19 protein-coding genes are annotated in these 23,095 nt (G+C 67.7%); 11 read left to right on the forward strand and 8 right to left on the reverse strand.

All coding sequences use genetic code 11. From position 1 onward, the window contains the following. Nucleotide 1: 1 nt before the first annotated feature. The gene (gltX, locus tag AC5P6E_RS15295; protein ID WP_010483126.1) at nt 2-1,405 is read left to right on the forward strand and encodes a glutamate--tRNA ligase; all 1,404 of its coding nucleotides are present in this window, start codon (nt 2-4) and stop codon (nt 1,403-1,405) included. A gap of 34 nt (nt 1,406-1,439) precedes the next feature. After that, nucleotides 1,440-1,931 carry a Fur family transcriptional regulator gene (locus AC5P6E_RS15300; protein ID WP_004150412.1) on the forward strand — a complete coding sequence of 164 codons (492 nt, stop codon included), beginning with the start codon at nt 1,440-1,442 and terminating at the stop codon, nt 1,929-1,931. 70 nt (nt 1,932-2,001) lie between these two features. On the opposite strand, the gene AC5P6E_RS15305 is transcribed toward AC5P6E_RS15300, so the two are convergent. The 4 genes from AC5P6E_RS15305 to AC5P6E_RS15320 all read right to left on the reverse strand — a co-directional run bounded on the left by AC5P6E_RS15305 (nt 2,002) and on the right by AC5P6E_RS15320 (nt 7,768). After that, a complete protein-coding gene (locus AC5P6E_RS15305; protein WP_483697665.1) occupies nt 2,002-3,150 on the reverse strand; it encodes an HlyD family secretion protein in 1,149 nt (382 codons plus the stop codon). Nucleotides 3,151-3,160: 10 nt separating this feature from the next. Further along, nucleotides 3,161-4,834, reverse strand: a complete 1,674-nt coding sequence (locus AC5P6E_RS15310) for an MFS transporter (RefSeq protein ID WP_019338438.1) — start codon at nt 4,832-4,834, stop codon at nt 3,161-3,163. Continuing rightward, nucleotides 4,834-5,400, reverse strand: a complete 567-nt coding sequence (locus tag AC5P6E_RS15315; protein ID WP_019338437.1) for a TetR/AcrR family transcriptional regulator — start codon at nt 5,398-5,400, stop codon at nt 4,834-4,836. Before AC5P6E_RS15315 ends, AC5P6E_RS15310 begins: the two co-directional genes overlap by 1 nt. Nucleotides 5,401-5,563: 163 nt before the next feature. Beyond that, the gene (locus tag AC5P6E_RS15320) at nt 5,564-7,768 is read right to left on the reverse strand and encodes a TonB-dependent receptor (protein WP_019338436.1); all 2,205 of its coding nucleotides are present in this window, start codon (nt 7,766-7,768) and stop codon (nt 5,564-5,566) included. Nucleotides 7,769-7,903: 135 nt separating this feature from the next. Here AC5P6E_RS15320 and AC5P6E_RS15325 point away from each other — a divergent pair, with 135 nt between their 5' ends. Together AC5P6E_RS15325 and AC5P6E_RS15330 are read left to right on the forward strand one after the other, a co-directional pair. After that, complete coding sequence (locus AC5P6E_RS15325) at nt 7,904-8,317, forward strand: MerC domain-containing protein (protein WP_019338435.1); 414 nt, start codon at nt 7,904-7,906, stop codon at nt 8,315-8,317. A gap of 110 nt (nt 8,318-8,427) precedes the next feature. Further along, a complete protein-coding gene (locus AC5P6E_RS15330; RefSeq protein WP_004150462.1) occupies nt 8,428-8,607 on the forward strand; it encodes a 30S ribosomal protein THX in 180 nt (59 codons plus the stop codon). 130 nt (nt 8,608-8,737) lie between these two features. Here AC5P6E_RS15330 and AC5P6E_RS15335 read toward each other — a convergent pair whose 3' ends face one another. From AC5P6E_RS15335 to AC5P6E_RS15345, 3 genes are all read right to left on the reverse strand, one after another. Continuing rightward, nucleotides 8,738-9,988 (reverse strand): alkaline phosphatase family protein, encoded by a 1,251-nt coding sequence (locus tag AC5P6E_RS15335; RefSeq protein WP_483697669.1) that lies wholly within the window; start codon nt 9,986-9,988, stop codon nt 8,738-8,740. A gap of 425 nt (nt 9,989-10,413) precedes the next feature. Continuing rightward, the gene (locus AC5P6E_RS15340; protein ID WP_019337599.1) at nt 10,414-10,905 is read right to left on the reverse strand and encodes a methylated-DNA--[protein]-cysteine S-methyltransferase; all 492 of its coding nucleotides are present in this window, start codon (nt 10,903-10,905) and stop codon (nt 10,414-10,416) included. Continuing rightward, nucleotides 10,902-12,380, reverse strand: a complete 1,479-nt coding sequence (locus AC5P6E_RS15345; protein WP_019337600.1) for an AlkA N-terminal domain-containing protein — start codon at nt 12,378-12,380, stop codon at nt 10,902-10,904. The genes AC5P6E_RS15340 and AC5P6E_RS15345 overlap by 4 nt, the downstream gene beginning before the upstream one ends. Nucleotides 12,381-12,798: 418 nt before the next feature. Between AC5P6E_RS15345 and AC5P6E_RS15350 the strand changes: the two genes are divergently transcribed. The 4 genes from AC5P6E_RS15350 (at nt 12,799) to ubiM (ending at nt 16,225) form a co-directional block, all read left to right on the forward strand. Continuing rightward, nucleotides 12,799-13,962, forward strand: a complete 1,164-nt coding sequence (locus tag AC5P6E_RS15350) for a COG3904 family protein (RefSeq protein ID WP_010486407.1) — start codon at nt 12,799-12,801, stop codon at nt 13,960-13,962. Between the two features lie 58 nt (nt 13,963-14,020). Then, the gene (locus AC5P6E_RS15355) at nt 14,021-14,566 is read left to right on the forward strand and encodes a DUF4019 domain-containing protein (RefSeq protein WP_019337602.1); all 546 of its coding nucleotides are present in this window, start codon (nt 14,021-14,023) and stop codon (nt 14,564-14,566) included. Nucleotides 14,567-14,577: 11 nt separating this feature from the next. Continuing rightward, nucleotides 14,578-14,967 carry an MAPEG family protein gene (locus AC5P6E_RS15360; protein ID WP_010486403.1) on the forward strand — a complete coding sequence of 130 codons (390 nt, stop codon included), beginning with the start codon at nt 14,578-14,580 and terminating at the stop codon, nt 14,965-14,967. Between the two features lie 79 nt (nt 14,968-15,046). Then, complete coding sequence (gene ubiM, locus AC5P6E_RS15365; RefSeq protein WP_019337604.1) at nt 15,047-16,225, forward strand: 5-demethoxyubiquinol-8 5-hydroxylase UbiM; 1,179 nt, start codon at nt 15,047-15,049, stop codon at nt 16,223-16,225. A gap of 11 nt (nt 16,226-16,236) precedes the next feature. Here ubiM and AC5P6E_RS15370 read toward each other — a convergent pair whose 3' ends face one another. Further along, complete coding sequence (locus tag AC5P6E_RS15370; RefSeq protein ID WP_010486399.1) at nt 16,237-16,458, reverse strand: RNA-binding S4 domain-containing protein; 222 nt, start codon at nt 16,456-16,458, stop codon at nt 16,237-16,239. Between the two features lie 267 nt (nt 16,459-16,725). On the opposite strand from AC5P6E_RS15370, the gene AC5P6E_RS15375 reads away from it, so the two are divergent. From AC5P6E_RS15375 to AC5P6E_RS15385, 3 genes are all read left to right on the forward strand, one after another. Continuing rightward, nucleotides 16,726-18,672, forward strand: a complete 1,947-nt coding sequence (locus AC5P6E_RS15375; protein ID WP_019337605.1) for a DEAD/DEAH box helicase — start codon at nt 16,726-16,728, stop codon at nt 18,670-18,672. A gap of 218 nt (nt 18,673-18,890) precedes the next feature. Further along, entirely contained in the window at nt 18,891-21,314 is a 2,424-nt protein-coding gene (locus AC5P6E_RS15380) for a putative bifunctional diguanylate cyclase/phosphodiesterase (RefSeq protein ID WP_019337606.1), read from the forward strand. 110 nt (nt 21,315-21,424) lie between these two features. After that, on the forward strand, nt 21,425-23,089 hold the full coding sequence (locus AC5P6E_RS15385; RefSeq protein WP_019337607.1) for a diguanylate cyclase: 1,665 nt from the start codon (nt 21,425-21,427) through the stop codon (nt 23,087-23,089). Nucleotides 23,090-23,095: the final 6 nt, after the last annotated feature.

Genomic DNA, 23,095 nt, shown 5'->3' on the forward strand with positions numbered 1-23,095 from the left:
CATGACCTGCCGCACCCGCTTCGCCCCCAGTCCCACCGGCTACCTGCACATCGGTGGTGCCCGCACTGCGCTGTACTGCTGGCTGGAGGCCCGCCACCGTGGCGGCGAGTTCGTGCTGCGCATCGAGGACACCGATCGTGAACGCAGCACCCAGGGCGCGATCGACGCCATCCTGGAGGCGATGGAGTGGCTGGGCCTGGACTACGACGAGGGCCCGATCTACCAGACCGACCGCGTCGCCCGTTACCAGGAAGTGGCCGAGCAGCTGATCGCCGACGGCAAGGCGTACTACGCCTACGAAACCCGCGAAGAGCTGGATGCGATGCGCGAGGCCGCCATGGCCAGGCAGGAAAAGCCGCGTTACAACGGCGCTGCACGCGAACTGGGCCTGCCGTACAGGGACGACCCGAACCGCGTCATCCGCTTCAAGAACCCGCTGGAAGGTACGGTGGTGTTCGACGACCTGATCAAGGGCCGCATCGAGATCGCCAACAGCGAGCTGGATGACATGGTCATCTTCCGTCCGGACGGCTACCCCACCTACAACTTCGCGGTGGTGGTGGACGACTGGGACATGGGCATCACCGAGGTCATCCGCGGTGACGACCACATCAACAACACCCCGCGCCAGATCAACCTGTACGAAGGCATCGGTGCGCCGGTGCCGAAGTTCGGCCACATGCCGATGATCCTGGACGAGCAGGGGGCCAAGCTGTCCAAGCGCACCGGCGCGGCCGACGTGATGCAGTACAAGGACGCCGGCTACCTGCCCGATGCGCTGCTGAGCTACCTGGCCCGGCTGGGCTGGTCGCACGGTGACCAGGAGCTGTTCAGCCGCCAGGAACTGATCGACCTGTTCGACGTGAAGGACTGCAATTCCAAGGCCTCGCGCCTGGACATGGCCAAGCTGGGCTGGGTCAACCAGCACTTCCTGAAGACCGAGGACGTGGCCGCCATCGTGCCGCACCTGGTCTACCAGCTGCAGAAGCTGGGCCTGGACGTGGCCGCCGGCCCGGCCCCGGAGGACGTGGTGATCGCCCTGCGTGAGCGCGTGCAGACCCTGAAGGAAATGGCCGAAAAGGCCGTGATCTGGTACCAGCCGCTGACCGAGTACGACGAAGCGGCGGTGGCCAAGCACTTCAAGGCCGGTGCCGAGGTGGCGCTGGGCAAGGCCCGCGAGCTGCTGGCAGCCCTGCCGGAATGGACCGCCGAGTCGGTGGGCGTGGCCCTGCACGACGTCGCCGCCGCGCTGGAGATCGGCATGGGCAAGGTCGCCCAGCCGCTGCGCGTGGCCATCACCGGCACCCAGGTCAGCCCTGACATTTCCCATACCGTGTACCTGGCCGGCCGCGAGCAGGCCTTGAAACGCATTGATGTGGCCATCACCAAGGTAGCAACGGCCTGAGGCATCCTTGCCAGGCCCGAACCGGAGAACACGCATGCCCGCCAAGACCGCCACTGCCTGTACGGCCCCGCACCACCACGTCCACGATGCATCGGATTTTGTGGCGGTGGTCGAGCGCGTCTCGCGCGAACGCGGGCTGCGCCTGACCCCGATCCGCGCCAATGTGCTGAAGCTGATCGCCGAGGCCGGCAAGCCGGTCAAGGCCTACGAGCTGCTGGAATGGGTGCGCAACGGCAAGGGCGTGGGCGCTGATGCCCCGCCCACCGTGTACCGCGCGCTGGATTTCCTGATGGCCAATGGCTTCGTGCACAAGCTGGAGTCGGTCAATGCCTTCGTGGCCTGCCACCATCCCAGCAGCGCCGCGCATTCGGTGCCGTTCCTGATCTGCAACAGCTGCCACAGCGCGGTGGAGCTGGAAGACCGCGAAATCGTCACCCAGCTGGAGAAGCGCGCCAAGGAGCTGGGTTTCCAGCCGCAGGCGCAGACTCTGGAAGTGCACGGCCTCTGCGCGCGCTGCGCGGGCTGAGCAATGGGTCCTGGGGTCAGATCCCTTTTGCCTTGGCAAAAGGGATCTGACCCCCGTTTCATGACAAACGCTAGTCCATCGGCTTGCTTGCGGTATCCACCCGCACGATCACCGACATGCCGGGCCGCAGTTGTGCCGCCAGCGTCTGGCCCTCGTTGATCGAAATCCGTACCGGCAGCCGCTGCACCACCTTGGTGAAGTTGCCGCTGGCATTGTCCGGGCGCAGCACGCTGAATTCCGAGCCGGTAGCCGGCGCGATCTCCTGCACGCGGCCCCGCAGCACCTGCCCCTGGAACGCGTCCACCGAGAACGTGGCCGGCTGGCCGATCGCCATGCCCCAGGTCTGGCCTTCCTTGTAGTTGGCCACCACCCACAACGTGTCAGGTACCAGGAACAGCAGCTGCGAACCGGCAGCGACGTACTGGCCCACGCGCACGCTGGCCTCGCTGATCTGGCCGTCGCGCGGTGCGTGGATCACCGTGTTGGCCAGATCGATGCGGGCCAGTTCCAGCTGCGCCTGCGCGCTCTCCACCTGCGCTTCCAGGCTCTTGCGCGCCACCTGCGTCGATACCAGGGTTTCCTCGGCAATGCGGATCTGCGCCTGTGACTGCTGGACGCTGGCCTGTGCCGACGCCTGGGTGGTGCGGAACTTGTCGCGGTCGTTGACTGACACCAGTTGCTGCGCGGCCAGCTCCTCGTAGCGCTTCAGCTCGTTGCGTGAGCGTTGCAGCTCCGCCTGGCCGGCCGACAACGTGGCGTGTGCGGAGGCAATCTGCGCACGGTTCTGCGCCTGCGACTGGTCCGAGTTGGCCAGCGCCGCGCGTGCGCTGTCCAGCGTCGCCTGCGCCTGGGCGACGCGCTGCGCGTAGATGCGGTCATCGATGCGCAGCAGCGGCTCGCCCTGCTTCACGTGCTGGAAGTCCTTCACCAGCACTCCGGTCACGTAGCCGTTCACCTGCGGCGCCATCACCGTGATCTGCCCGCGTACATAGGCGTTGTCGGTCACCATCACGCTGCTGGTGAATGGCCACAGGTGCCAGGCGCGCAGGATCAGCGCAATGCCCAGCAGGGCGACCACCACCATCACCACTACACTGCGCGCGCTGGGCTTGAGGTACTTCGGCGCGACCGCCGGCTCAACGGGCGTGGGCGCAGGTGCCGCGTCGGTCGGCGGCGGTGGGGTCACGTTGTCGTCGGGTCGGGGCGGGACGGGAGGCATGGCGGAGGACTCAGCGGGGCGCGGCCGGCGTGGCCGCAGCGGGGGAAGTGGGGTGGCGCTTGCGCCATTGCTTGAGCACCGCGGTGCGCAGCGACAGCAGCAGCAACCAGCACAGGAAGCCGATGGCCAGCCAACCGCTCAATGTGAACACATCATTGAATCCACGCACGTTGGCTTCGCGGCGAGTGGTCTGCGCCAGCTGCGCGCTGCCCTGCGCACTGCGCAGCACCGGGTCGGTGATCTGTGCGCTGTACAGCTGCTGCTGGATGCGCAGGCGTTGTGCCACCACCGGGTCGGCCGGGTCGAGCTGGCTGGTCAATGCGCTGGAGTACAACTGCTCGCGATGCAGCTGGAAGGTGCCCAGCACCGCCGAGCCGGCCAGGCCACCCAGCGTCTGGGTGATCGACAGCGTCACCAGGAAGGTGATCATGTGATCCACGCCCTGTTTCAACGCGGCAGAGATGCCGAGCATGATCAGCGGGCCCATGAACATACCGGCACCGACCGAGGCCAGGAACTGGCTGGCGTAGAAATCGTGTGGCCGGTCCAGGCTGGTGCGGTGCTGGTCGAAGAACGCGGCGGCGCCCAGCAGCAGGATCGCCATCAGCAGCTGGGGGATCAGCCGCTTCGGGCCGAAGGTCAGCGATGCACCGGCGATGCCGGTGACCACGCCCGCCAGGATCACGACGAACAGCGGGCGCATCTGGTCAGGCCCCATGCCCAGCGTGCGCATCAGGTTGATCACGCCGTAGGACTGCTCGGTGGTGAGGAATCGGATCAGGAACGCACCGACGATGAAGTGCAGTACCGGCAGCTTCGACAGCCAGCGGATCTGCAGCAGCGGATTGCGCCGGTAGTGCTCGATGATGAAGGCGGTGGTGGACAGCACGATCGAGGCGACCAGAGCCCAGCCCAGCCATGGCGTGTTGAGCCACCAGCGGGTGTAGCCCTGCGCCAGCACGATCACCAGCAGGGCGACGGCCGGTGCGAGCAGGGCGAACGTGAGGAAGTCCAGCGGCTCGAACGCCTTCACCTGGATGCCGGGCGGCAGCTTCAGCACCACCACTGCCGCGAACGCGCACAGTGCCAGCCCGGCCTCAAACGAGTAGAGCTGGTGCCACTGGCCGGTATCGACCAGGCCCGGCGACACGATCCAGGCGATCGGCACCGCCAGCTGCGAGAGGCCGACACCGACGACCAGCAGATTGCCGGTGAAGCGACGCGGCAGCGCCTGCAGCATGTACAGCGTGCCCAGTGTCGAACAGGCCGCACCCGCGAAGCCGCTGGCGGCGCGGGTCAGCATCGTGGTCTCAAAGCTGCCGACGAACAGGTGCAGTACCGCCAGCGCCGCATACAGGCCCAGCCCGATCTCGGCGAACAGGCGGATGCCGTACTGCTGGCGGAACTTGAAGGCCAGCAGGTTGGCGGTGACATTCACCATGGCATAGGCGGCCACCAGCCAGCTGCCCTGGGTCGGGGTCAGTGCCAGTTGGCCCTGCAGGAACGGCAGGTTGGCGGTGACCAGCGCATTGCCGAGGCCGCCGGTGATCGCCACCAGCAGCGATACCAGTGCATAGGCCAACCGACGGTACGGTGGGTGCCAGGGCATCGAAGCCGAACCGGGCATGGTCGGCTTCTCGTGCTCCTCCCAATCCGGAACCGGCTTCAGATACGGCTGGACCATCAGCGGGCCTCGCTGGTTGCTCCCTGGAGACCCCCGCGCAGCAGCTGCAGGGCGCGCCCGGCCAGGTGGGCGCGCTCGTCGCGGGTCTTGCCGCGCAGGGCCGCGCCCAGCATGCCCGAGATGAGTGAAATGTCCGTCTTCTCCAGGTCGGCACGGCACAGGCCGGCGGCCTTGGCACGGGCGATCGGTGCTTCCAGCAGGTCGCGCACGGTCTCGCGCGCGGCGCGCATGGCCGGCACGTCCGAATCCACTGCGCGCCAGTAGTCGGCCAAGGCAGGCGAATCGATGATGCGCTGGGCCATGCCCTCGAACACCTCGAACAGGGCATCGTCGCGGTCGCCGAGCTGTTCGACCTGGCGCCGGATGCGGTCGACCGTGCGTTGCAGCAACGCCTGGATCAGCGCGGTGCGGTCGGGAAAGTTGCGGTACAGGGTGGCGCGGCCCACCTGGGCGCGTTCGACCACCAGGTCCAGCGGGGCGGTGACACCGTGTTGGCCGAACACATGATCGGCGGCGTCGAGGATGAGGGCACGGCGGGCAGCAGCATCGGCACGTTGGGCAGTCATGGAATTATGTTCGGACAAAAATGTCCGATTGGCGAGACTTTGAGTGACGGGATTGTCCGCTTGTTGTGGTACGCACATCTTTGTGACGAATGTGTGATGGTGCGGATCGAAATGAAAACGGGGGCCCGAAGGCCCCCGTGGGATCCGACCCCGCCTTACGCGATCAGAAGAACGCGCGGATGCCGAATGCGACACCACGGCCCGGCAGCGGCGAGTAGTCGCGCAGCAGCGAGGTATGCGGACGCACTTCGCGGTTGGTCAGGTTGCTGCCATCCAGGAAGACTTCGTAGCTGTTGCTGGCGTTGCGGTCCCAGCGGTAGGCCAGGTGCGCATCGACCAGGGTGTAGCCGTCGCTCGGTGCTTCGTTCTGCGCGACGTCCTTCTGGCGGCTGTAGCGCACCGCACCGACCGAGGCGCGCCAGCCGTCCTTCGACCAGCGCAGGTCGGCACCGACGCGGGCCGGGGCGATACGCGGCAGGTAGCCGGTGTTGGCCAGTTCCACGTTGTAATTGTGGTTGTGGTCGCCGTGCGGCACGGCGATGTCGAGGTTGCGGCTGCCGCTGCCATCCAGCTTGGCCTTCACGTAGTCACCGAACAGGCGCAGATCCCAGTCACCGGCGCCACCCTCGAACAGGTGCACCAGCGCTTCGGCCTCGGCGCCGCGGAACACCGCGTCCTGCTGGGTCCAGGCGCGGACCGGCAGGCCTTCGGTAACACCGGTGTCGGCCAGGTAGATGAAGTCCTTGAACCTGGTCTGGTAGACCGACGCGGAGAAGTCCAGGCGCTCGCTGTGGGTGTGGATGCCCAGTTCCACGCGCTGGCCGCGCTCGGTCTTCAGGTTGGCGTCGCCGATTTCCAGCGAGCGGGTGGCGATGTGTGCGCCGGCGGCATACAGCTCTTCGTTGGTCGGTGCACGCTCGGAGCTGTCCACGCCGATGCGCAGGTCAACGGCGTCGTTGAGCTTCCAGATACCGGCGGCAGACAGGTTGGTGGCACCGAACGTACGGCGGCGGTAGTCACCGGTCGGGTCCAGCTTGACCTGGTCGTGGCGGCCGCCCAGTTCCAGCTTGAACGGGCCGAACTGCTTTTCCTGCAGTACGAACAGGCCGATGTTCTTCGTGCCGGTATCCGGCACGAACGCCTCTTCGCCCTTGGCGCCGAAATCACTGTTGCCAAACTGCAGGCCGAAGGCACCGTCCCAGCCACCGATCTGCTGCTGTACGGCTTCCAGACGCGCTTCGATGCCACGGTTGGTGAAGCGGGTGGACGGCGTGCCGGCTTCCAGCTCCACGTGTTCGTAGTCGGTGTAGGCCACGCGTGCGTTGATGTTCTTCAGGAACGAGACCGGGTCGTAGATGCCGGCCTTGGTCTCGAAGCGGTTCTGCACCATGTCGATGCGCACGTCGTGCTCGTCGCCGCCTTCTTCTTCATCGCCATGGTCGTGACCGTGGTCATGGCCATGATCATCACCATCGGCGTGCACGTGCGCGCCATTGGGAATGCCGTAGTTGGTGCGGTAGGTGCTGGCCGATACGCCGAAGTAGCCGCCGTCGCCCAGCCACGTTGCGCCGACGCCACCGGCGCGGGTGCGGATCGAGCTGTTGTCCAGGCGGCCGCGACGCGGCTCTTCACCCTCGGCCGCGTCATGGTCGTGATCGTGGTCATGATGATCTTCAAGGCTGTCGATCACTGCATAACCGGGGATGCGGTAGTCGTCGCCATTGCGGACCAGGCCATCCACGTGCAGCACGACATTGCCGCTGACGCCATCGAGGCGGAACATGCCGCTGCGTTCGTTGTTCACCGAATTGCCGCGCAGTTCTGCGCGGCCGCTCAGAGGGCGCTCCGGCAGTTCGCGCGCGATGCGGCCATCGACCACATTGACCGCACCACCGATGGCGCCGCTGCCGAACAGCAGCGTGGCCGGACCCTTCAGCACTTCGATCTGGTCGGCCAGGAACGGCTCGATGCTGGTGGCATGGTCGGCGCTGACGGTGGATGCATCCATGTTGCCCATGCCGTTGGACAGCACGGCCACGCGCGGGCCTTCCTGGCCGCGGATGATCGGGCGGCCGACGCCGGGACCGAAGAAGGTGCTCTGTACGCCGGGCAGCTTGGCCACGGTATCGCCGAGGGTGCCGGCCTTCTGCTCGTCCAGGCGTTCACCGGCCAGAACCTCCACCGGGCGTGCCAGCGATTCTGCGTCGCCCTGCAGCGGCGACGCGGTGACCTGCACCGACGACAGTTCAGTCAGGTGGCGGTCACGATGGGAATCGTCTTCGCTGGCGGCGAAGGCAACGGTCGGAAGCAGGGCGGTCAGGGCCAGGGCGAGGGAATGCGGCTTCAACCGCGGGGTACGGGCGGGCATCGGTGGGTCCTTTGTTACACTGTATCAATCGCTGGGCGCACGCATCCCGTCAGCGGGACAGGGGGAGGGAAACCGTGCGGGTCGGGAAGGGATGTTATATTATTCCATAACGATTCGCCGACCCTGCTGGAAGTCATGTCCCTGTCCTCACGCCTGCGCCACCTGCTCGACCGTTTCGGCGCCACTGGTTCGATGCTGTGCGCGGTGCATTGCGCGGTGATTCCGGTGCTGCTGGCCGCAGCGCCGTCGTTGGGCCTGTCGTTCTGGCTGAGCGACGGCGTGGAACAGGCGCTGGTGGTGTTCGTGACCCTGCTGGGGCTGTTCAGCCTGGTCTGGGGCTACCGTCGCCACGGTGCGCTGCGTGCGCTGGGCTTCCTGATTCCCGGCCTGGTGGCGTTGTGGGCCGGCGTGCTGTACGACCCGTTGCACCACAATGCGGTGCCGCACGCGGTGGTGATGACCGTCGGCGGCCTGCTGGTGGGTGTGGCCCATCTGGTCAACCTGCGCCTCAACCACGGTCACGTGCACGACGCCAGCTGCGCGCACTAGGCGCTCCGTGATAGGATTTTCGATCGTGCGCGGGGGCGCCCAGCAAGGCGGCCCCGCCGAACCCGTGTCAGTACGGGGTAACCAGATTTCACATTTGAGGAGTTGAAGACATGGGTAAGGGTGACCGCAAGACCGCCAAGGGCAAGCGCTATAACGCCAGCTACGGCAACGCCCGTTCGCACACCGCGAGCAAGGTCGCCGTAGGCGCCGCCGCTCCGGTTGCCAAGAAGACCGTGGCCAAGGCTCCGGCGAAGAAGGCTGTGGCGAAGAAGGCCGTCGCCAAGGCCTGATCCGGCCCAGACCGGTTCAACGAAAAACGCGGCGCCTGGCGCCGCGTTTTTTTATGCACGTTTTTGTAGAGCCGAGCCCATGCTCGGCTGGCGCAATGCAGCCGAGCGTGGGCTCGGCTCTACAACCGGATCAGCGCAGGGTGTTCTTCAGCGTTTCCGGATTGCCGTCGTTCGGCGCGGCCGGCACCTGCAGCAGGTGCGCCAGCAGCGGGTAGACGTCGACGTTGTCGAAGCCATCGATCACCAGGCCCTGGCGGAACGACGGGCCGCTGGCCACGAACACGGCGCGCATCGAGGGCAGGGCGTTGTCATAGCCGTGCGAGCCGCGGTCCTGCTTCGCGCGCTTGGCGATCTTCTCGCGGTGCAGTGCATCCCAGCCTTCATCCATCGCACAGACGATGGCCGGAACCCGCGGATGGGTGCCGTAGTGCCAGCGCGCCGGCAGGTTCTCCTTCTTCCAGCACTCGTAGTGCGTATGGCGGCCGAGCAGCGCACGTTCGGCCTCGGCTTCGCGGCCGGCGACCGGCGCGAAGCCCACCGACTGGCCCTGGCTGACATTGCGCGCGATGGCCGGATCGGCCATCGACTCGGTGGCGATCACGTGGCCGTCGGCGACACTGGCCATGCCGTGGTCAGAGACCACGATGATGTTGGTGGTCGCGACCAGGCCGCGCTGTTGCAGTCCATCGAGCACCTGGCCGACGATCTGGTCGGCGCGCACGATGGCGTCGGCGTACTGTTTCGACTCGGGGCCGTAGTTGTGGCCTGCCTTGTCCACGTGTTCCATGTAAAGCGTGGTCAGGCGCGGTGCATCGGCATCGGTCTGCGCCAGCCAGTCGAGCACGATGCCGGCGCGCTGCTCCAGTGGTTCCTTGCCATCGTAGACGCGCCACTGGCTGGGGCGCACGCCACGGATTTCCGACTCGCTGCCCGGCCACGAGGTGGTGGCGGTGCGCACGCCGACGTTCTCGGCGCCGACCCAGATCGGTTCGCCACCCCACCAGCCGCTGGTAGTGACCGCGTCGCGGTTGCTCAGTTCGAAACGGCCCAGGGTTGCATCGTCCATGCTGTTGTTGACGACGCCGTGGTGGTCCGGGCGCAGGCCGGTGACGATGGTGTAGTGGTTGGGGAAGGTCAGCGACGGGTACGAAGGCGTCATCCAGCGCGCGCGTACCCCGCCGTCGATCAGTCGCTGCAGATTCGGTGTCAGGCCGCGATCCAGCGCATCGGCGCGCAGGCCGTCGATCGAGATCAGCAGCAGCTTCGGCGGTGCAGCCGTTGCAACAGTGGTGGGAACAGAGGCGGAAGGGGCGGGCGCGGTGGTGCAGGCGGCCAATGGCAGCAGCAGCGCCAGCGCGCAGGTCAGGCGTACGGAAGTCATCCGTCCATCATAGTGCGAGGTAATGACGCGCCCAAGACACGGCGCACTATCGCGCGCCGTGTCCGCGCATTTTTCCTTATCCCCGCGCCTGTCGGCGCGCCCCCTTCAACAAGAAGGGGGCTTTTCTCCAGACATATTCCTGATGCTTCCATCCACGCATGGCGTGGATCTACCGTGTCGACCAAGGTTGACACCTACCAGCAGCCGCGCAGTGCGCCGTCCCGACAGATCGCAGGAATCTGTCGAAGGCGTGGTGGGTCCGGTTGCGGGGGTGTCCGCGGCATGGATGCCGCGGCCAAGCCCCCATGGACGGGTTTACGGCGTCCCCCGCAACCGGACCCACCACGCCATGCCTCGGAATGCCGCTGTTGCTTCGGCCGTTGCGGTTGCCTCTGCGGGTGCCGGGCGCAGCCCGGCCAGCCCTCTCAGGCGAACAGCGGTGCCTGGCGCTGTTCCAGCCGCAGCAGTGCAGCCTTGGTTTCCAGCCCGCCACCAAAGCCGGTCAGTGCACCGTTGCTGCCGATCACGCGATGGCAGGGCAGGATGATCGGCAGCGGGTTGCGGCCGTTGGCAGCGCCGACCGCACGGGTCGCACTGGGCTGGCCGAGGTGCTGCGCCAGCTGCAGGTAGCTCCAGGTCTGGCCGAACGGAATCAACGCCAGCGCCTGCCATACACGCAGCTGGAACGGCGTGCCACGTGGTGCCAGCACGAGGTCGAAGCTGTTCCGCTCGCCGTGCAGGAACTGCAGCAGCTGATCGCGTGCTTCCGGCAGTGCATCCGGGGCGTAGTGCCAGTCTTCGCGGCCGCGTGCCGGATGGCGGTTTTCCGGGAACAGCACATGCGACAGGCCACGCTCGTCACCGGCGATGGTCAACACGCCGATCGGGCTGTCGAAACGATCGAACAACAGGGTCATGTCGGTTCTCCAACGAAGGTGCCGGACAGGTGCCACAGATGCAGCACGGCATAGGCGCGCCACGGGCGCCACGGTTGCGAGCGGGCTTCGGTCGCACGCTCGCTCAGGCGCTGGCCTTGGGCGTGGCCGAGGACCTGTTGCAGCACCAGGTCACCGGCGGGGAAGGCATCGGGCTGGCCAAGTCCGCGCAGCGCGATGTACTGCGCGGTCCACGGGCCGATGCCGGGCAGTGCCACGCAGCGCGCAACGAATTCCTCCAATGCCTGACCGGGCCCGAAGTCGAGCTGGCCGCTGGCGCAGGCAGCGGCCAGCGCACGCACGGTGGCGGCGCGGGTGAGCGGCAGGCCGATCGATTCCAGCGGCGCCTCAGCCAGTACCTCGGGCGCGGGGAACTGGCGATCGAATTCCGATGGCATGCCCGGCAGGTGTGCGCCATAGGCATCGACCAGGCGCCGCGCGAAGGTGGTGGCCGCGGCCACGCTGACCTGCTGTCCGAGCACGGCGCGTACGCCCACCTCGAAGCCATCCCAGCCACCGGGCACGCGCAGACCGGGACGTTCGGCGATGCCTCGCGCCAGCAGCGGTTCCTCGCCCAGCGCGGCATGCACCTGCTGCAGGTCGGCATCCAGATCGAACACGCGACGCACGCGGCGCACGATGTCGGGGATCAGGCGCGGATCGACCGCGCCCAGCTGCAGGCGCAGTTCCGGGCGTTTCGGGTCGGCGGTGACGCGCAGCAGGGTGGGGCGCTCGGGTGTGCCGAGCACGCGCTGGTAGCTGTCTTCGCCGATCAGTTCGATGCCGGGCAGGCTGCGCTTGCGCAGGAAGGCCAGCATGCGCGGGAAATCCAGCGGTGGACGGTACACCAGGCGCAGTACCAGGCCGCCGTCATCGGCGGCCGGCGGCTGATGCTGGCGACGCAGTGCCGTCGGTGCCATGCCGCAGCCCTGCAGGAAGGCGGTATTGAAGCGGCGCAGGCTGTTGTAGCCGGCGGCCAGCGCAACATCGGTCACCGGCAGCGTGGTCTCGGTCAGCAGCTGCTTGGCCAGCAGCAGGCGATGGGTGGCGTGGATCTGCCCCGGCGTCGCGCCCAGGTGTTCAACGAACAGGCGCTGCAGCTGGCGCGCGCTGAGGCCGATCTTCTGCGCGAGGTCGGCAACGGGCTGCTCCTGCAGGAAGCCGCCATGGATCAGGGCGAGGGCGCGCTGCACGATCTGCCCAGCCAATGCCTGCTGTGCCTGCGGCGCCAGTTCGGGACGACAGCGCAGGCACGGGCGGTAGCCGGCGGCGGCGGCCGCAGCGGCGGTCGGGTAGTAGGTGATGTTGCGCGGCTTCGGTGGCGGTGCCGGGCACACCGGGCGGCAGTAGATGCCGGTGCTGCGCACGGCGGTGAAGAACACGCCGTCGAAGCGTGCGTCGCGGGCCAGACGGGCGCGGTCGCAGGCGGCGGTGTCGAGGGCGAGGGCGGTGTCCATGGCGCCAGTCTAGGTGTGTGCGGGTGGAGATACTCGCCACATTCGGACATGGATGCTGAAGGGCGTCAGGTCGGGCTGTGCCCGGCACCCGCGGTAGTGCCGGCCGCTGGCCGGCAACGGCAACGGCAACGGCAGAAGCTGGTTTCCTGTGGGGAGGCGGGGTGGGCCCGGTTGCGGGAGACGCCGTAAACCCGCGGGGGCTTGGCCGCGGCATCCATGCCGCGGACACTCCCGCAACCGGACCCACCCCGCCTTCGACAGGTTCCTGCGATCTGTCGGAAGGGCATCCCGCTCTGGTAGGTGTCGACCTTGGTCGACACGCTTTCCCAAGGGTCAGAAGGGGTTCAGTACCACGCGCTGAATGCGCGCTCCGGACGGGTAGACTGTGGCCCTTGCTCCCTTGAAATCCGGTTGCCCGATGTCCGCCAAACTCCGCTGGTTGCCCCTGTTGTGCCTGGCCCTGGCGGGCTGCAGTCAGCTGGAGAATCCGGGCAATGTGACCGCTGCCGACAAGGCGGCGCGGGCACCGGCCAGTGATGGCGAGAACATGGTGTCGATCAACGCCGCCGATGCGCCACCGCCGCCGGCGCCGCCGCGCAGCCGGGCGGATCGGCCGTGGCCGCAGGCGCAGCTGGAGAACGGGCGTGCGTGGGTCAGCTGCAGCACCGAATATGCCGGTGACGCGGGCGACGGTGTCGAGCTGGAAGGCCTGCAGCGCGAGCAGATCAGCCAGGCGCTGGCGCCCTGCGCCGAACGTGGCCTGATGCGCGTGCGCTACGCCGGCAAGATCAACCCGGGCTTCGCCGAGATGATGTGGCGGTTGGCCGTGGTTGCCGACCAGCAGAAGATCCACAAGCGCATCCTCGACCTGGATTCCAGCGGGGGCCAGGTGGAATCGGCGATCGTCGCCGGTGACAGTATCGGTGAATCCGGCTGGACCATCTGGGTGCGCGAAGGCTCGATCTGCCACAGTGCCTGCGTGTTCGTGCTGGCCGCCGGTGACAACCGCCTGCTGTCAGGCAAGGTTGGCATCCACCGCATGATGCGCATCAGCTCCAAGGCCACCTCGCGCGCAGAACTCAACCGCGAGCTGCACGAGGTCTACGACAACGTAAAGGACTACCTGCAGCGCAACGGCGTGGCGGTGGGCGTGGCTGATCTGATGATGACCGTGCCCAACCGCAGCCTGCGCCTGCTGACCGCGGACGAGCTGCGCCAGTACGGCCTGGATGGCACCAACGCGGTGCAGGATGATCTGGAACGGATCAAGCAGATGCGGGCCTGCGGCGATGATTTCGTGCAGCGCAAGGACGCGTTCCTGATCGCCTTCGACCAGCAGTGCAAGCGCGAAGGCGCCGACATGGAATCGATCAACAGCTGCGGCCAGGCACTGAAGCAGCGCTTCGGTTTCCCGGATGCAGTGTGCCCGGAAGAAAGCCCGCTGTCGGAGATCGACGTGGCAACGCTGCCGCCGGCACCGTCGGAGCCGCCGCCGGTGGCCGAACAGGCGCCGGCAGATTCCGGCACGCCTGCCGCGCAGGCCGATGCCGCCACGGTGGAAGGCAGCGCCAACGCGCGCTGACGAACAGCTCACCGCGCTGGCGTAGACTGCGGTTCTTTCCCGAGAACCGGCGGTGTCCATGAAGCGCGTGCTCCTGCTGCTGTCCCTGCTGCCCCTGACCGCATTGGCGCAGGCACCTGCGCCGGCCACGCCCGCCCCGGCACCCGCGCGCCCGGCACCGGCCTCGCCAGCGGCTGCAAAACCGGCTACCGCCGACGCTCCGGTGTTGACCGCCGCGCAGCAGGCGCAGGTGCAGAAACAGGACGCGGAAATGGGTGCGGCCGCAGTGAAGGCGGCGCAGCTGGTGGATGCCAACCGCGCAGGCGAATTGTGGGACGGCGCTTCGGCCGTCGCGCGACGTGCGGTACCGAAGGCCGCCTTCGTCAGCCAGTTGACCAGCGAGCGCTCGCGCCTGGGTGCGTTGGCCGGCCGCGGCCAGCCGACCATTACCCGGGTCAAGTACAGCGCCGGCGCTGCGGTGCCGGAAGGGTTGTACATCAACGTCAGCTTCCCGACCCGTTTCGCCAACAGCGCGCAGCCGGTGCGCGAGCTGGTCTCGTTCCGTTTCGACGAGGACCAGGTGTGGCGCCTGGCCGGTTACAGCCTGCGTGCGTCGGCACCCTGAGGAGATGCATGATGGCAACTGAACTGACGATGCTGGCCTGGTCGGTGCTGCTGGGCTTTGTCTACATTTTCGCCACCTCCACCGTGGTCACCCGCGAGCGCGGGATGAAGTGGAATGCTTCGGCGCGAGATGGCGAAGCGAAGCCGGTCAGCCCGCTGGCCGGTCGCCTGCAGCGGGCCCAGGCCAACTTCCTGGAAACCTTCCCGTTCTTCGCCGCCGCCGCGATCGCAGTGGTCGTGGCTGGGCGCGGCAACGACACCACCGCGCTGGCCGCGCAGGCCTACTTCTGGGCGCGCGTGGCCTACTTGCCGCTGTATGCCGCAGGCGTGCCCTACGTGCGCAGCCTGGTGTGGCTCGTATCGCTGCTGTCGATCCTGGCGCTGGTGTTCGCACTGCTGTAGCCGGGCCTGATCCAGATCAAGGCCAGTCATGCGCGCGGCGCTATGCTGGCCCGGACTGAATCAACGGCAGGAGGCGCGCATGCGCAGGATGGACGTGGTGGTGGTCGGCGCCGGACCGGCAGGCCTGTGCTTCGCGCGCGCGCTGGCCGGCAGCGGGCTGCAGGTCGGGCTGGTCGAAGTGCAGCCGCGCCAAGCCTTGGCCGAAGCCGCCTTCGATGGCCGCGAGATCGCGCTGACCCATGCCTCGCGGCAGAGCATGGAGCAGCTGGGGTTATGGCAGCGCCTGCCGCACGCCGAAGTCGCTGAACTGCGCGATGCCAAGGTGATGAATGGTGGCTCGCCGTTCGCGCTGACCTTCGCCAGCAGCCAGGTCGACGGCCAGCCGCTGGGCTGGCTGGTGCCCAATCATCTGATCCGCCGTGCTGCATGGGATGCCGTGCAGGGCCAGGACGGCCTGGAGCTGTTCGACGGGCGCAAGGTGCAGGGCGTGCAGGCCGATGCACAGGGCCATGTGGTCAAACTCGATGACGGCAGCCAATTGCATGCGCGGCTGCTGGTGGCCGCTGACAGCCGCTTCTCCGCCACCCGCCGCATGCTCGGCATCGGTGCGCAGATGCGCGACTTCGGCAAGTCGATGCTGGTGTGCCGCATGCAGGTCGAGCGCGACCATCACCACACTGCCTGGGAATGGTTCGGCTACGGCCGCACGATGGCGCTGCTGCCGCTCAACGAGGGCCAGGCGTCGGCGGTGATCACGCTGCCGCCGCGGCAGATTGAAGAACTGCTGGCAATGGATGAGGTGGCCTTCGGTGAGGCCATCAGCGGTTGCTTCGAACATCGCCTGGGCCGCATGCAGCCGGTGGCCACGCCGCAGGCGTATCCGCTGGTAGGTGTGTACGCGCACCGCTTTGTCGGCGAGCGTTCGGCACTGATCGGCGATGCCGCAGTCGGCATGCACCCGGTCACCGCGCATGGCTTCAACCTGGGACTGGCCAGCGCACAGCGGCTGGCGCAGGGCATCGTCGAGCAGCAGCGTCGCGGTGCCGACATTGCCGCGGCCGGCATGCTGGCCAGCTACCAGCGCGGTCACCGGCTGGCGTCGCGGCCGCTGTACGAGGCCACCAATGCGATCGCCAGCCTGTACACCGACGATCGCCGTCCGGCGCGCCTGCTGCGGGCGGCCGGCCTGCGCCTGGCGCAGGGCGTAGCACCGTTCAGGCAGCTGATTGCCTCGCACCTGACCCAGCGCGTGGCCTGAACAGCTTCAGATCAGCCGGCAGCCAGCACCCGGATCTGGCTGTCGGCGAATTCGACCACCTGGCCTGCGCGGATCTTGCAGGCCTTGCGCAGTTCGACTTCGCCATCGACCCGCACCTGGCCGTCACCGATGACCATCTTGGCTTCGCCGCCGCTGGTGACCAGGTCGGCCAGCTTCAGCAACTGCTTGAGTTCGACGTAGTCACCGTCGAGGTCGAATTCGAGAATCTGCATGGAGCGGGTTTCCTGGGAAGGGGCGCGGGCCAGCGGCCGGGCCGGGGAAGAGGGCGCGTATTGTGCGCCAGCACGGGGCATGACGACACGCGCATGGCAAGCTGTACACCTTGTTCAGGATCAATGCGGTATGATTCCGCTCTGAGCGAGTGAAATCTCCTCCAACCGAGCAGCGCCAGGGCACGCGATAAGAAGGGCGCCCAAAGCGCGGACCATCACCTTTTTTATCGCACTGCCAGGAAGACGGCAGTGTCTTCGGAGTTCCCCATGTCCCAAGATTCCCAAGCGCCGCTGCAGTTTGCGCAGCTCGGCCTGTCCGAGCCCGTGATGCAGGCGGTCACCGCCATCGGCTACGAAACCCCGTCGCCGATCCAGGCCGCCACCATCCCGGCGATGCTGGAAGGCCGTGACGTGCTGGGCCAGGCCCAGACCGGCACCGGCAAGACCGCCGCGTTCGCGCTGCCGGTACTGTCCAACATCGACCTGCAGCAGATCAAGCCGCAGGCCCTGATCCTGGCACCGACCCGCGAGCTGGCCATCCAGGTTGCCGAGGCGTTCCAGTCCTATTCGTCGAAGATCCCGGGCTTCCGCGTGCTGCCGGTGTACGGCGGCCAGCCGTACGGCCAGCAGCTGTCGGCCCTGCGCCGTGGCGTGCACATTGTGGTCGGTACCCCCGGCCGCGTGATCGACCACCTGGACCGCAGCACCCTGGACCTGTCCGAGCTGAAAACCCTGGTGCTGGACGAAGCCGATGAAATGCTGCGCATGGGCTTCATCGACGACGTCGAAGCCGTGCTGAAGAAGCTGCCGGAGCAGCGCCAGGTGGCCCTGTTCTCGGCCACCATGCCGCCGCAGATCCGCCGCATCGCGCAGACCTACCTGCAGGACCCGGTGGAAGTGACCATCGCGGCCAAGACCACCACCTCGGCCAACATCCGCCAGCGTTACTGGTGGGTGAGCGGCATGCACAAGCTGGATGCGCTGACCCGCATCCTGGAAGTCGAGCCGTTCGACGCGATGATCATCTTCGCGCGTACCAAGGCCGGCACCGAAGAACTGGCCAGCAAGCTGCAGGCCCGTGGCCTGGCCGCTGCCGCCATCAACGGTGACATGCAGCAGGCCCAGCGTGAGCGCACCATCGCCATGCTGAAGGAAGGCAAGCTGGACATCCTGGTGGCCACCGACGTGGCCGCCCGTGGCCTGGACGTGGAGCGCATCAGCCACGTGCTGAACTACGACATCCCGTACGACACCGAAAGCTACGTGCACCGCATCGGCCGTACCGGCCGTGCCGGCCGCAGCGGCGAGGCGATCCTGTTCGCCACCCCGCGCGAGAAGGGCATGCTGCGCCAGATCGAGCGCGCTACCCGCCAGCCGATCGAAGAGATGCAGCTGCCGAGCGTGGAGGCGGTCAACGACACCCGCATCAACAAGTTCACCTCGCGCATCAGCGAAACCCTCGGCGCCGGTGGCCTGGACTTCTACCGCCAGCTGCTGGAGCGCTTCGAGAACGAGCAGAACGTGCCCGCCATCGAGATCGCCGCCGCGCTGGCAAAGCTGCTGCAGGGTGACACCCCGTTCCTGCTGCAGCCGCCGGTGCGCGCCCCGCGTGAAGAGCGCGCGCCGCGCGAGCGCTTCGACCGTGGCGACCGTCCGGAGCGTGGCGATCGATTCGACCGCAACGAGCGTGGTCCGCGCTTTGAGCGTGGCCCGCGTCGTGACGACGCCGAAGGTGGTTTCGAGCAGCGTCCGCGCCGCGAGGTTCCGCCGCGTGGTGCGCCGGAGCAGGGCATGGAGACCTACCGCATTTCGGTGGGCCACCAGCATGGCGTGAAGCCGGCCAACATCGTCGGCGCCATTGCCAACGAAGCCGGACTGGAAAGCCGCTTCATCGGCCGCATCGACATCCACGACGACTTCTCGCTGCTGGACCTGCCGGCGCAGATGCCGCCGGACGTGCTGTCGCACCTGCAGAAAGTGTGGGTGTCCGGCCAGCAGCTGCAGATGCGTGCGCTGGCCCCGGGTGAAGACACCAACCCGGCCCCGCGTCCGTTCAAGCCGCGCTTCGACAAGCGTGGTCCGGGCGGCCCGGGTGGCCCGCGTCGTGGCGGTCCGGGTGGTCCGGGTGGCCACGGCGGCGACCGCGGCGGTGACCGCGACAGCCGCCCGCCGCGTCGTGACGGCTTCAAGCCGCGCGGTCCGCGCAGCTTCTAAGCCGCACCCGCAGCCGTCCTGATCAACGCCAGCCTCCGGGCTGGCGTACAGGAAAAGGGGACGGAGGGGATGAAGTCGTAAATGGCAGGCCGCGCGCTTATGCCGAAAACGACTTAATCCCCTCCGTCCCCTTTTTCGCATGGCCCACACATTGCCGGTCATAGGCTGGGCCGGTTCCAAGGGAGGTTGTCACCGCAGCACATTCGGGGGGATCCGGGATGGGTAGAAGTGGCACGGACCAGCAGAGCCGGCGGGTGCCGATGACCCGTGGCCTGGGATTGCGCTTTGCGTTGTTGACGGGCATGGCGATCGGGTTGGTCGCGCTGTCCGCCTTGATCCAGGAGCTGCAGGCGGCCTCCACCGCATGGATCGCCGGCCAGGGCTACTGGTCGCGTGGTCAGCAGGATGCGACCGCCGCACTCAGCCGCTATCTGGCGCGCGGTGATGCCCAGGACCTGGACGACGCGCGCCAGGCGCTGCGGATTCCGTTGGGGGATCTGCAGGCCCGGCTGGCGCTGGAACAGGCGGTACCGGACGAGGAGAAGGCCAGGCAGGGCTTCCTGCAGGGCGGCAACGCGCGCGCCGATATTCCGCGCCTGGTGTTCTCGTTCCGCTATGCACGCGACATCGGTGCATTCCGGGAAGCAAGCACGCTGTGGCGACAGACCGATGATGACCTGTTGGCCGTGCAGCGGCTGGTCGCCGAGCTGCAGTCGGGGCATGCCCAGGGGGCGCTGCCAGTGGCGGACCGCGACCGGTACCTGCAGCAGCTGCGTGATCTGGACCGGCGGTTGCAGGTGCAGGCACAGGCATTTTCCCAGGCGTTGCTGCGCATGGCCACGATGGTGCGGATCGCCACGCTTGTGGTCGGTGGGCTGTCGGTGCTGGCGATCAGCCTGATGGCTGTCGCGCTGGCGCGCCGCGTCGGCAAGGACCTGACCGAGCACGAAAGCCGCTTCCGTGCGGCCTTCTACCAGGCCAATGTCGGCATGCTCAAGCTCGACACCGACGGCAAGGTGATCGAGGCCAACCAGGCGATGGCCGATATCCTCGACTACCGACGCGACGTGCTGCTGCAGATGTCGCTCGGTGATCTGCTGATGGAAGGCGAACTGGTCATCGATGGCGTCGGCCGCATTGACTGGGACCGGCAGCTGCGGCCGAGTGAGCTGCGCTTCTGCCGCCGCGATGGCAGCCTGGTGTGGGGGCGCTGGAGTGGCACCGGCGTGCGCAGCGCGGGAGGTGGCCTGTCGGTGTTTGCGATCATCGAGGATGTCAGCCAGAACCATGCCCTGGCGCGCGAGATCGAACACCACGCCAGCCACGATCCGCTGACCGGCCTGATCAACCGGCGTGAGATCGAGCGGCTGCTGGAACGTTCGCTGCTGCAGGTGCGCAGCGACGGCGGCACGCATGCGCTGTGCTACATCAACCTGGACCACTTCAAGCTGGTCAACGACAGCTTCGGCCACGCCGCCGGTGACCAGATGCTGCGCAGTTTCGCCGACTATCTGGTGGCTGCAGTGCGTGACGGTGACTGGGTCGGCCGCCTGGGCGCCGACGAGTTCGCCGTGTTCCTCGCCCATGCCGGGCAGGACGAGGCCAAGCGGGTGCTGCAGCGGGTGATCCGCAACCTGGGCCAGGCCACGTTCCCGATCAGCGAGGGCAGCCCGCAGCTGAGCTGCAGCATCGGTGTGGTTGAAGTCAGCGCCGACGCCCCCGATGCGAACTGGCTCATGAGTGCTGCCGACAGCGCCTGCTATGCCGCCAAGCAGGCCGGTCGCAACCGGGTGCACTGTTTCAATGAGAACCGCATGGCGCTGGAGGAGCGCCGCCGGGAAGCCGAGCGGTTGCAGGGCGTCAGCCTGGCGATGGCCGAGAACCGCATGCTGCTGTATGCGCAACGCATCGCCCGCGTGGGCGATCCGACCTACCTGCACTACGAAGTGCTGGTGCGCATGCGCGGTACCGACGGCAGCCTGCACCTGCCCGGACAGTTCATGCCGGCAGTGGAGCGCTATGGCATGGCGGTGGCGCTGGATCGTCACGTGCTCGGGCTGCTGTTCCGCCACCTGCAGGTGTGCCCGGCACACGTGCGCCAGCTGGGCCTGTGCAACGTCAACGTCTCTGCGCAGTCGATCGCCGAGCCCGGCTTCCTCGCCTTCGTCTGCGACCTGCTCGAGCGCAACCGCGCGCTGGCCTCCAAGCTGTGCTTCGAGATCACCGAGACTGCGGCGATCAGCAACCTCACCCAGGCCCGTGCATTCATCGATGCGGTCAAGGCGCGGGGCTGCCGGATGGCACTGGATGACTTCGGCTCCGGCCTGTCTTCTTTCGGCTATCTGCGCCAGTTGCCTGCGGACATCCTGAAGATCGACGGCGCCTTCGTGCGGGACATGGATACTGATCCAGTCAGCCACGCCACAGTTCGCGCGATCAGCGAGCTCGGGCGCGAGCTGCAGATGGAAGTGGTGGCCGAGTGGGTGGAGACCGCCGAGGTTGCCGGTGCGCTGACCCGGCTTGGCGTGCAGGGCCTGCAGGGCTATGCCATCGAACGCCCGCAGCCGCTGGAGCGGCTGACCCTGGCCGATCTGCGCCCGGTGCGGCTGGTCGCGGTGAAGGGGCCGCCGGGGGCTGGCTGAACGGCGTGGCGGCGACTTTGGTCTACACGTGCGGCGTACGTCCGGCTGCGATAATGCCGGCCAGGGGCGACGCGCAGTGGGCGCGGGCGTAAGCAACAACAGGATGTGGCGTGGGCGGCAGGCAGTGGCAGTACGGAACGGGAGCGGTGCTGGTCGTACTGCTGGCGTGGTTGGCGACGCCGTGGCCGCTGCAGGCCGCAGCGGTGGAATCGGGGCGCGATTACCTGCTGGTCGGTGGCGCCACCGATGAGCCCACCCCGCATCGTGCGTGCACGCCGCACATGCTGTCGGGCCCGCGCCAGCAGGTGCTGGTGACGGCTCCGCAGGAAGGCTGGTCGGGCCAGCCACAGGCGCTGGACGTGTTCAATGTCTTTGCCGGCGAAGTGCGGGTACAGCACGGTGACCGCGAAATCTGCGGCAACATGCACGACGCCCGCACCCGTGATTCGCGCTTCCGTGCAGGCATCGGCCTGGTGGCCGTACCGCCGGCCGGCAGCCATGAGCCGTTCCTGGTTTCCTGGCAGACACCGCTGAAGACACGTTGGGTACCGACCCTGCGGCTGGGCGCGCCCAGCCCGGTGCAGCAGAACGACACCGCCCGCCTGCTGATGCGTGCTGCCTGCATCGCCGTGGCGATCGCACTGGCGCTGTCGGCGTTGATGGCCTTCCTGACCACGCGCGATCGCAGCTTCCTGGTTTACGTCGCCGGCACCACGGTACTGGTGCTGTGGCAGGCGATCCTCGGTGGCCTCAGCGGCTACCCGGAACCGTGGCTGCCGGTGGGGGAGCGTGGGGCCTGGTGGCTGCTCTCGCTGACCGCCGCCACGCAGGCGCTGGTACTGCCGGCACTGTGGCGGCTGAACGGCGGTGACCGCGTATGGCCACGGTCGCGGCCGCTGCAGGCGACCGTGCTGTGGGGCCTGGTGGCGCTGGCCGTCCTGGTGCCGTGGCTGCGCTGGGAACAGCTGGCCTGGGTCGCGCAGGGCCTGCAGGTGTCCTATCTGCTGGGGTGTGGCCTGGCGTTGCTGATGGGCGTATGGGCACGTTGGCGTGGCGACCGTTGGTCGCAGGCAGGACTGGCCGCATTGGCACCCATGCTGGTCCTGATCATCGCCGATGCCTGCCGTGCGGAATGGTTGTTGGAGTACCGGGTCGAAGCACTGCAGCTGGCGGTGACCTGGCTGCTGATGATGGCCGCCTATGCCATGAACCAGCGGCTGGGCCGACTGCGCCAGCAGCGCGATGAACTGCGTCAGCTGGCCGAAACCGACGGCCTGACCGGACTGCCGAATCGCCGCGCCGGCCTGCAGCAGCTGGCCCGTCACCTGGCACAGGTCGACCGTGAGCGTGGCCCGCTGGTGATCGGCTTCCTCGACATCGACCTGTTCAAGGACATCAACGACCGCCACGGCCATGCCGTGGGCGACCAGGTACTGGTGGCGGTGGCACGCGCGCTGCGCACTGCGGTGCGCAGCCAGGACGAAGTGGTGCGGATGGGCGGCGAGGAGTTCCTGCTGCTGATGCCCGGCATGCCGCGCGAGGCGGCGTCGGCGCGGCTGGACCGCCTGCGCCAGCGCATCACCGAGGCCGGGCAGGCCCTGCAGGTGCCGGGGCTGGAAGTGACCGCCAGCATCGGCCTGGCGCAGTGGCGGCCGGGCGAGGACGATCTGGCCGGGCTGTTGCGGCGGGCCGACCATGCCATGTACGTGGCCAAGCGCGCCGGCCGCAACCGGGTGTTCGACGGTGAAGAGCTCGATCCGCCCGGCCTGGCATGAAGCGCT

It is taken from the genome of Stenotrophomonas sp. YJH_SMC_16 (assembly GCF_059367875.1).